Genomic DNA, 9,716 nt, shown 5'->3' with positions numbered 1-9,716 from the left:
GCGGAGACCTGGACGGTCTGCGCGGCCTGGGTCAGGGGCATGTCCTGCCACCCATCAACCTGCTTCAGGCCCTTGAGGAACGCGGTGGTCGAGTAGGCCGGGTCGGTGATCTGCTCCGGGGTACCCCAACCACTGGACGGGCGCTGCTGGAACAGGCCCAGCGAGTCGTGGTCGTTCATGTCGCCGAGGTGGCCCAGGTTCTCCAGCTTCGACTCCTGCAGGCTCGTGGCGATCGAGATGACCGCGGCCCGCTCGGGCAGGCCGGCCTTCTTCGTGGCGGCGATGATCGCCTTGGCGTTGCCGATCTGCTCGTCGTTGAGGGTGATGTGGGACTGGTCGCCCTGGGTGCCGTGCGGGATCAGCTTGGCGGTGTCCGGCTTGTCAGCCTGCACTGCGACGGCGGCGGGCTTGGCGTCCACGGCCGGGTTGGCGTGGGCGGCGATCGGACCGGCGAAGACACCACCGGCGAACGCGAGACCAGCAACGGACAGGACGCTCTTACGCATGATCGTGTTCATGGGGGTAGCTCCTTCGGGGGTAAGGACACCCACACGCCCATAAGGGGGAAGGCGTGCCGGGTGTGAGCACCTCGTCCGGGCGCTGCACTAACGGGGAAAAGTCTGAAAGGGGTCGGCGCTTACGAGCGGGGGGCTCGTGCGCCGGGGGCGGCGGCCTGCAAGCGGGGGCTTGTGGCGCCGGGGTCCAGGTGTAACGACTCGCGGTCCGGGGTCACTCCCCGGGGGTGGGCCACGAGCGGAGAGCTTGTGGCGCCGGGTCCAGGTGTAACGACCCGGGGGCCGGGGCGATTCCCGGCGGCGACCCGCGAGCGGAGGGGCTTGTGGCGCCCGGTTCGGCGCTCACCTGCGAGGGCTTGTGGGCTCCGGGTCTGTGTGTAACGACCGGGGGCTGGGGTCATTCCGGGGGTGGCCCGTCCATCGGCACCTCGTGGAGGCGGCGGCCGGGCGGTCGTTCGTGGGGATCACAACGACCCGGTGGGGGTCGGCATTCCAACCCCGCGGCCAGCACCCCAATCCTCGGGGCCGGCCGGTGGTGCTGCGATCGTCAGGGTGTGTAACGACCCTGGCTTGGCCATGATTCCGGGCCATGGATGCGACCGGTCACAGGCCAGAAGGGGCCAGGTCAGACAAAAGCCACGTAAGTGGTGGCGGCCAGTCAGGCCCGACGTCCCCTAAGGCGGACAAATCGCCCACATTCGGGCATGGTTTGCCTCGCGTGGTCTGTCCCGGGACATGATCCACTCCATATCGCCGACATGGGGGCATCCGAGGCGCGGGATACCCCGACATCGGCGATGTGGTGTCGATCATGTCCCGGGACAGGTGACATGGGGTCCGGCAGTGGCGTGCGGCGCGGAAGTCGAGTTGAGTGCGGCAGTGACCGGGGCCCGCAGCCCTCGGGAGGCCCGCAGTCGACGTGAGGTCCGGCAGCGCCGTCGACCCTCGGGCCACTTCCGCCCCTCAGGCCAAGTCCGACCCTCGGGCCAAGTCCGACCCGTGGGCCACGTCCGACCCTCGGGCCACGTCCGACCCTCAGGCCACTACCGACCCTCGAGCCACTACCGACCCTCAGGTCACAGCCGGACCCCACGTCCGCCACCAGGCCCTCACGGCTTTGATTGGTGTGAGCGTCGCGGCCGTGATCGGGGGACGCCGAAACGGCACCCCCGGATGCGGGGACGCCGAAACGGCACCCCCGGATGCGGGGACGCCGAAACCGCGCCCCGGATGAGGGGGCGCGGTTCGCGGAAGTCAGTGACGTGTCGGGTCAGGCAACGTTGCGTTGGGCCGGGACGGTCGACTTGTGCGGGCGGCCCAGGCGAGCCTCCAGTCGTGCGACGTCGACCCGGGCGTGCCGGCGGTCAGCGAGGTCCTCCCAGCCGACGGCGAGCAGCCGCAGTCGCTCCGACTCGCTGAAGCCGCCCCACACGCCGTACGGCTCGCGGACGGACAGCGCGTGCGCGGCGCACTCGGCCCTCACCGGGCAGGTGCGGCAGACCGACTTGGCGGCGGACTCGCGACGCAGTCGGGATGAACCCCGCTCGCCGTCCGGGTGGAAGAACTGGGCGCTGTCCCGCCCTCGGCAGGCACCGAGTCGCTGCCAGTCCCAGAGATCGACGATGGGTCCGGGCAGTCTACGTACGTTCGACATCAGCACCCCTCCTCCCGCGCGGCTCCGCGAGAATCCTTTTGTGGCCGGCATCCGGGCGGCGGGCCGCGCAGGCGCACCGTTCCCGGCCTGGATCTCCCGGTACCCGGGCCGTCGCCGCCTCACACTTCTGTGATCGAAAACGTCCGAGAAATTGCGGCTTCTGCCCTATTTGTCGGAAAAGTTCGAAGGATTGCCGGGAACCCCCTCCCCAGCCGACCCCGTCATGGTCTGCTCGTTGGCGGAGAGGAGACCACAGTGCATACCGTTCTTGTGTGCGTTCGGACACCACTCGCGGCCCAGCACCTCACTTCTGCTGCCGCGCGGCTGGGGTTGTCCGCAATCGTTCGTACCGCCGTCTCCGATCCTGAGGTGATGCTGCGGTTGGCCGAGCGACCTGCCGACGTGGTGCTGGCCGACACGGCCCTCACCCGGCCGGACAGCGCCGGCTTCGTCCGTCGGGTGCTGGCCCGTGCGCCGCAGGCTGCGGTCGTGCTGCTCGGCACCGAGGAGTCCGAGGCCGCGGCGGCCACCATCAGCGCTGGCGCCCGGGGTCTCATCCAGAATGTCGACCACGACCTGACCAGTGCGGTGGCCAAGGCTCTGCTGCTGCTCACCGCGCCCGGCCGGGCCTCCCGGCAGCGGATCACCGATCCGGCCCGGGACACCGCGGCGGTGGGCGGTTCCGGTCGCTCCGGGCCGTCGCCGCGTGGTTCCGGTGAGCCCGGCTGGGCGGCCACGCCCGGCGAGGGGCAGGCGGGTGTGCCGTCGGTGCCGGTGCAGCGGGGTGACGACGAGCCTGAGTCCGCGACGGGCGAGTCGGCGGCCGATCAGACCGACCCGGCCCGGCCCGCCCCGAACGCCCGGTCCAGCCGTGCGTCGATCGGGCTCACCGAGCGCGAGCTTCAGGTGCTGCTGGGTATGGCCGAGGGCAAGAGCAACGCGGAGATCGGCCGGGAGCTGTTCGTCTCGGAGGACACCGTCAAGACGCACGCCCGCCGGTTGTTCCGCAAGCTCGGTGCCCGGGATCGGGCGCACGCGGTGGCCGCCGGTTTCCGGGCCGGCCTGGTCGCCTGAGGCACGCCGTCGCGCGCCGCCGTCGCCTGAGGCACGCCGTCGCGCGCCGCCGTCACTGGGTGGCGGTCGGGGTGCCCGGTTCGTCCTCGGTGCCCTCGCTCAGGGTGTCGTGCACCCCGTCGGCGTACCCGCGGGCGTAGTCCCAGGTCACGTAGTGGTCCGGGTCGGGGTCGTACGCGGGCTCGTGCACCCGGGGGCGACCCGAGTTGAGAAGGTGCCGCAGGTTGCCCCGGAGCAGGTCCCAGTCGAAGTAGTGCGGCTCCCGGCAGTCCTCGCATTCGATCACCAGCCCGCGGACCCCAATCGGGGCCAGCAGAGCCTGGTAGATCTCCAGGTCGGCGAGGTCTTCCAGCACATCCTGCCGCTCGACGTCGGTCAGCGGATCCGGCGTCGCGTCGTCGCCCGGGTCCTCCAGACCCGCTGTCGGATCGGCCGGGTCGCCATTGAACGGGTCGATGGGCTCGTCGTGCACCCCCTCACCGTAGACCCAACGCGGCGGGGACGTCCGCCCCCCGGGCACGCGCCGGGCCGGCCCGCCACGGATGAGCCGCCCAGCTCACTGGGTACGATGAAGTGACGTGCCGGTACCGTGGCGCGCTCCGGTGCCTGCCCGCGCCACCTCGCTGAAGCCCATCCGAGCAGCTCAGGGGAGCAATCGTGGAAAATTCGCCCAGCGCCGACTTTGCGGCCGGTGTCGAGTACGCCGACCTGGGCGGCCACCTGCCCGAGCTGCCGACCGGCTCTGCCCGGGTGGTTCCGCTCGGTCTCACCTTCGACGACGTGCTGTTGCAGCCGGGCGAGTCGGACGTGGCCCCGAGCGAGGTGGTCACCCGCACCCGGCTGACCCGGGAGATCGAGATCGCCATTCCGTTGGTCTCCAGCGCGATGGACACGGTGACCGAGGCGCGGATGGCCATCGCGATGGCCCGCAACGGCGGCATCGGTGTGCTGCACCGCAACCTCTCGATGGAGGACCAGGCCCAGCAGGTCGACCTGGTGAAGCGCTCGGAGTCGGGCATGATCACCAACCCGGTGACCTGCTCGCCGGAGGACACGGTGCGCGACGTCGACCGGCTCTGCGCGAAGTTCCGAATTTCCGGGCTGCCGGTGACCGACGCCAGCGGCGCGCTGGTGGGGATCATCACCAACCGCGACATGCGGTTCGTCTCCGACCCGGCCACCCCGGTCCACGAGGTCATGACCAAGCTCCCGCTGATCACCGCGCCGGTCGGGGTCAGCAAGGCCGACGCGCTCGACCTGCTGCGTAAGCACAAGGTCGAGAAGCTGCCGCTGGTCGACGAGGGCGGCCGGCTGCGCGGTCTGATCACCGTGAAGGACTTCACCAAGAGCGAGCAGTTCCCGCTGGCGACGAAGGACTCGTCGGGTCGGCTACGGGTCGCCGCCGCGATCGGCTTCGGCGAGGAGTCGTACAAGCGGGCTCGGACCCTGGTCGACGCCGGCGTGGACGTGGTCGTGGTGGACGTGGCGCACGGCCACAGCCGGGCCATCGTCGAGATGATCCAGCGTCTGAAGCGCGAGACCGACGTGCAGGTGATCGGGGGCAACTCGGCCACCTACGCCGGGGCCCGCGCCCTGGCCGAGGCCGGTGCGGACGCCGTGAAGGTCGGGGTCGGCCCCGGGTCGATCTGCACGACCCGGGTCGTCGCCGGGGTCGGCGTACCGCAGATCACCGCGATCATGGAGGCGGCCCGGGCCTGCCGGCCGCTGGGTGTGCCGGTGATCGGCGACGGCGGGATGCAGTATTCCGGCGACATCGCCAAGGCTCTCGTCGCGGGCGCCGACTCGGTGATGCTGGGCAGCCTGCTCGCGGGCTGCGAGGAGAGCCCGGGTGAGCTGATCTTCATCAACGGCAAGCAGTACAAGTCCTACCGGGGGATGGGCTCGCTCGGCGCCATGCAGAGCCGGGGTGTGCAGAAGTCCTACTCCAAGGACCGCTACTTCCAGGACGACGTGATCTCCGACGAGAAGCTGATCCCGGAGGGCATCGAGGGGCAGGTCCCCTACCGTGGCCCGCTCGCCACCGTCGCCCACCAGCTTGTCGGCGGCCTGCGGCAGGGCATGTTCTACAGTGGCGCCCCGACCATCCCCGAGCTGCACCGGCGTGGCCAGCTGATCCGGATCACCGCGGCCGGCTTGAAGGAGAGTCACCCGCACGACGTCCAGATGACCGTCGAGGCGCCCAACTACCACTCCCGCTGACCCACCACCCCCAACCACCTGGAGCCCCCCATGCGTGACGTGGTCGAGATCGGGCTGGGTAAGACCGCGCAGCGCGGCTACCACCTGGACGACATCGCCATCGTGCCGAGCCGCCGCACGCGGGACGTCGATGACGTCTCGACCTCCTGGCAGCTCGACGCGTACCCGTTCGGCATCCCGTGCGTCGGCCACCCCTCCGACGCCACCATGAGTCCTTCGTCGGCGGTGCGGCTCGGTCAGCTCGGTGGCCTGGGTGTGCTCAACGTCGAGGGGCTCTGGACCCGCTACGAGAACCCGACCAAGGTGCTGGACGAGCTGGCCGGCCTCGGTGAGGACGCCCGCGCCACCAAGCGGCTCCAAGAGGTGTACGCGGAGCCGATCCGCCCGGACCTCATCGCCGAGCGGGTCCGTGAGCTGCGCGCCGGTGGCGGCACGGTGGCGGTGCGGGTCTCTCCGCAGCACACCCTCGCGCTGGCCCCGGTGATCCTGGATGCCGGGGTGGACATCCTGGTCATCCAGGGCACCATCGTCTCGGCCGAGCACGTGTCGACCACCGACGAGCCGTTGAACCTCAAGGAGTTCATCGCCGACCTCGACCTGCCGGTGATCGTCGGCGGTTGCACGGACTACAAGACCGCGCTGCACCTGATGCGTACCGGCGCGGCCGGTGTGATCGTGGGCATCGGTGGCGACGAGTGGTCGACCACCGAGTCGGTGCTGGGCATCCGGGTGCCGATGGCCTCCGCGATCGCCGACGCGGCGGCGGCCCGCCGCGACTATCTCGACGAGACCGGCGGCCGGTACGTGCACCTCATCGCCGACGGTGACATCCAGACCTCGGGCGACATCGCCAAGGCCCTCGGGTGCGGCGCGGACGCGGTGATGCTCGGTGAGCCGCTGTCGCTCTGCGACGAGGCCCCCGCCGGTGGTGCCTGGTGGCACTCGGCGGCGAGCCACCCGTCGCTGCCCCGGGGCGCCTTCGAGGTCGCCGGCGAGCCGCTCGGGTCGATGGAGCAGCTGCTCTTCGGCCCGGCCGACGAGGCCGACGGTCAGCTCAACCTCTTCGGGGGGCTGCGTCGGGCCATGGCCAAGTGTGGCTACCGCGACCTGAAGGAGTTCCAGAAGGTCGGCCTGGTCCTCGACCGCTGACCCGTCCCGTCGAACGCCGGAAGACCGGCCGCGCTGATCGCCGATACGGGCCGCGCGGCCGGTGGCGCTGACTACGCTCGTCCTGACCGGGGAAGCCGCAGGAGGAGTGTGCATGGTCCTGACCGGAGGGACGCGGGCCGGCAGTCGCCTCGCCACCATGGCCGCCGCGCTGACCTGCGTCATCGGGTTGGTCGCGACCGGTTGTACGGGTACCGACGGTGCCGGCTTCCGGCCCGGTGCGGCCGACGCCGGCGACCCGTACGTGCCGGGGCGTGGCAACGGCGGTTACGACGTCACGCACTACGGCCTGGACGTCCGCTACGACCCGTCGACGGACCGGCTGACCGGTCGAGCCGTCATCACCGCCACGGCCACTCAGGACCTGTCCCGGTTCAATCTGGACCTGGCCGGCCTGGACGTCGATGCTGTCACCGTGGGGGACGCGCGGGCCGACCACCGTCGCGGCGACGGCGAGTTGGTGGTGACCCCGCGCGACGGGCTTCGGCGTGGTCGGCAGTTCACCGTGACGGTCGACTACGGGGGTGTGCCCACTCCCGTGGTCGACGGGACGCTGGGCAGCGGCGGTTTCCTGCACACCGCCGACGGCGCGGTCGCGCTCGGCCAACCCGACTCGGCCGCCACCTGGTTCCCGGTCAACGACCACCCCTCGGACAAGGCGACCTACGACCTGGCGGTGACCGTCCCGGACGGCCTGGCCGCGCTGAGCAACGGGGTGCCCGGGCCGAAGAGCAGCGCCGACGGCTGGACCACCTGGCGCTGGTCGGAGCGCGCCCCGATGGCCAGCTACCTGAGCACGTTGGTGATCGGTGACTACCGGGTGGTGGTCGGCACCCACGCGGGCCGGCCGATGGTCACCGCGGTGGCGGCGAGCCTGCCGCCGGCCGGCGGCGCGGCCACCGCACTGGCCCGCACCGGTGCGATCGTCGACTTTCTGGCCAGCCGCTTCGGCCCGTACCCGTTCGACTCGTACGGCGGGATCGCGATCGCCGACGATCGGATCGGGTACGCGCTGGAGACCCAGTCGCGCCCGGTCTACGGGCCGGCCTTCTTCGCCGACGACCGGCCCAACCTGAGCGTCGTCGCGCACGAGTTGGCTCACCAGTGGTTCGGCGACAGCGTGTCGGTGGGCAGGTGGAGCGACATCTGGCTCAACGAGGGCTTCGCCAGCTACGCCGAGTGGCTGTGGGAGGAGCACGACGGCGGCCGGACCGCCCAGCGCAACTTCGAACTGCAGTACGCGACGATCGACTGGTCGCAGCCGTCGGTCGAGCCGGGGCGGGAGCGGATGTTCGGCACGGCCGTCTACAAGCGGGGGGCGCTCGCCGTGCACGCGTTGCGACGGACCGTCGGTGACGAGATGTTCTTCCGCATCCTGCGTACCTGGACCACCGAGCGTGCGGCGGGCAACGCGACCACCTCGGACCTCGTCGCGCTGGCCGAGCGGGTGGCGGGTCGACAGTTGCGACCGCTCTTCGACGCCTGGTTGGTGGGTGGGTCGGCGCCCACACTGCCCTGACGACGCCACGACGGCCGGTCGATATGCTGCCGCCTGGGAACGGCGGGGAGACGCCCGTTCGCGCGGAGCGGCCTGGGTCGCCACCGCCACCGTACGCGGGAGGGTGTGGAATGCGGGTGACGCGGCACAGACTGCGGATGGGCGCCGCTCTGCTGGTGACCGGGGCACTCGCACTGTCTGGATGCGACTCGACGGGCACGGAGGCGGAGCCGGCACCGAGCGCGTCCCCCACCCCGTCGCGGACCTTCACGGCGGGCGCCGCCGGGGTCGGCGACGCCTACTTCCCGAGCTATGGCAACGGCGGCTACGACGTCGACCGGTACACGGTCAAGGTTCGCTACGACCCGAAGAAGGACCAGCTCACCGGTACGACCACCGTGCAGGCCTCCGCGACGGCCGACCTGTCGACGTTCAACCTCGACCTGGCCGGCCTGACCGTCACCGCGGTCACCGTGGACGGCGCACCGGCAACCCACCGCCGGGAGCGGAACGAGCTGGTGATCAAGCCGGCCTCCGGCCTGATCAACGGCAACGGGTTCGTCGCGGAGATCGCCTACACGGGTGTGCCGAAGCCGCTGAAGAACGAGACGCTCGGTGACGGCGGGTTCCTGCACACCCCGGACGGTGCCATCGCGCTGGGGCAGCCCGAGTCGGCCAGCACCTGGTTCCCGGTCAACGACCATCCGTCCGACAAGGCGACCTACGACTTCGAGATCACCGTTCCGGACGGTCTGACCGCGGTCAGCAACGGCGTGCCGGGCGGTAAGGCCAGCAAGGACGGCTGGACCACCTGGAAGTGGTCGGAGAAGTCGCCGATGGCCAGCTATCTGAGCACGCTGGTGATCGGCGAGTTCCGGATCACCACGGCCACCCACCGGGGAAAGCCGGTCTACAACGCGGTCGCGACCGCGGCCAACGGCTCCGCGGATTCGTCGATCGCCGAGACCACCAAGGTCGCCGACTACCTGGAGACCGTGTTCGGGCCTTATCCGTTCGACGCGTACGGCGGTGTGGTGGTCACCGACAGCCGGATCTCCTACGCCCTGGAGACGCAGAGCCGCCCGGTCTACGCGGCCAGCTTCTTCCGGCAGGGTGAGAACACCGAGGTGGTCGCCCACGAGTTGGCGCACCAGTGGTTCGGTGACAGCGTCTCGCTGGCCAAGTGGGAGGACATCTGGCTCAACGAGGGCTTCGCGACGTACGCGGAGTGGTTGTGGGCCGAGCACACCAGGAAGGACACCGCCGAAGAGGCGTTCGACACCCAGTACGCCAGGGCGTCCGCGCAGGTGTGGAAGACGCCGCCGGGTAAGCCGGGGGTGCCGGGGCTGTTCAGCGAGTCGGTCTACCAGCGCGGTGGCATGACCCTGCACGCCCTGCGGGTGGCCGTCGGCGACGAGGCGTTCTTCGAGATCGTCAAGACCTGGGCGGCGGAGAAGCGCAACGGTACCGCCACCACTGCCGAGTTCGTGGCTCTCGCCGAGCGCATCTCCGGTAAACAGCTCGACGCGCTCTTCGATGCCTGGCTCTACGGCACCAAGAAGCCCGCCCTGCCCAAGCGGCTCTGACC

At 70.7% G+C, this 9,716-nt stretch carries 8 protein-coding genes; 5 read left to right on the top strand and 3 right to left on the bottom strand.

The window, feature by feature from the left end; genetic code table 11:
• Positions 1–518: hypothetical protein (locus C7C45_RS08150; protein ID WP_244200291.1), on the bottom strand; the 518-nt coding region annotated here is incomplete at its 3' end.
• A 1,267-nt stretch (positions 519–1,785) separates the two neighbouring features.
• The gene (locus C7C45_RS08145) at positions 1,786–2,169 is read right to left on the bottom strand and encodes a WhiB family transcriptional regulator (protein ID WP_110563279.1); all 384 of its coding nucleotides are present in this window, start codon (positions 2,167–2,169) and stop codon (positions 1,786–1,788) included.
• A gap of 255 nt (positions 2,170–2,424) precedes the next feature.
• On the opposite strand from C7C45_RS08145, the gene C7C45_RS08140 reads away from it, so the two are divergent.
• The gene (locus C7C45_RS08140) at positions 2,425–3,243 is read left to right on the top strand and encodes a helix-turn-helix transcriptional regulator (protein ID WP_110563030.1); all 819 of its coding nucleotides are present in this window, start codon (positions 2,425–2,427) and stop codon (positions 3,241–3,243) included.
• A gap of 52 nt (positions 3,244–3,295) precedes the next feature.
• On the opposite strand, the gene C7C45_RS08135 is transcribed toward C7C45_RS08140, so the two are convergent.
• Entirely contained in the window at positions 3,296–3,715 is a 420-nt protein-coding gene (locus C7C45_RS08135) for a DUF5319 domain-containing protein (RefSeq protein ID WP_110563029.1), read from the bottom strand.
• A gap of 185 nt (positions 3,716–3,900) precedes the next feature.
• On the opposite strand from C7C45_RS08135, the gene guaB reads away from it, so the two are divergent.
• The 4 genes from guaB to C7C45_RS08115 all read left to right on the top strand — a co-directional run bounded on the left by guaB (position 3,901) and on the right by C7C45_RS08115 (position 9,714).
• A complete protein-coding gene (guaB, locus tag C7C45_RS08130; RefSeq protein ID WP_110563028.1) occupies positions 3,901–5,463 on the top strand; it encodes an IMP dehydrogenase in 1,563 nt (520 codons plus the stop codon).
• A 30-nt stretch (positions 5,464–5,493) separates the two neighbouring features.
• Entirely contained in the window at positions 5,494–6,612 is a 1,119-nt protein-coding gene (locus tag C7C45_RS08125; RefSeq protein ID WP_110563027.1) for a GuaB3 family IMP dehydrogenase-related protein, read from the top strand.
• A 157-nt stretch (positions 6,613–6,769) separates the two neighbouring features.
• Positions 6,770–8,149 (top strand): M1 family metallopeptidase, encoded by a 1,380-nt coding sequence (locus C7C45_RS08120; protein WP_110563278.1) that lies wholly within the window; start codon positions 6,770–6,772, stop codon positions 8,147–8,149.
• A 110-nt stretch (positions 8,150–8,259) separates the two neighbouring features.
• A complete protein-coding gene (locus tag C7C45_RS08115; RefSeq protein ID WP_110563026.1) occupies positions 8,260–9,714 on the top strand; it encodes a M1 family metallopeptidase in 1,455 nt (484 codons plus the stop codon).
• Positions 9,715–9,716 lie beyond the last annotated feature (2 nt).

This window comes from Micromonospora arborensis (assembly GCF_003205615.1).
Lineage (GTDB): Bacteria > Actinomycetota > Actinomycetes > Mycobacteriales > Micromonosporaceae > Micromonospora > Micromonospora arborensis.
This window is presented reverse-complemented; position numbering and strand designations above follow the sequence as displayed.

Excerpts from the sequence above, each read along its gene's own strand:
- C7C45_RS08145 (WP_110563279.1), bottom strand. The coding sequence starts at position 2,169 with ATGTCGAACGTACGTAGACTGCCCGGACCCATCGTCGATCTCTGGGAC.
- C7C45_RS08125 (WP_110563027.1), top strand. The coding sequence starts at position 5,494 with ATGCGTGACGTGGTCGAGATCGGGCTGGGTAAGACCGCGCAGCGCGGC.
- C7C45_RS08120 (WP_110563278.1), top strand. The coding sequence starts at position 6,770 with ATGGCCGCCGCGCTGACCTGCGTCATCGGGTTGGTCGCGACCGGTTGT.
- C7C45_RS08115 (WP_110563026.1), top strand. The coding sequence starts at position 8,260 with ATGCGGGTGACGCGGCACAGACTGCGGATGGGCGCCGCTCTGCTGGTG.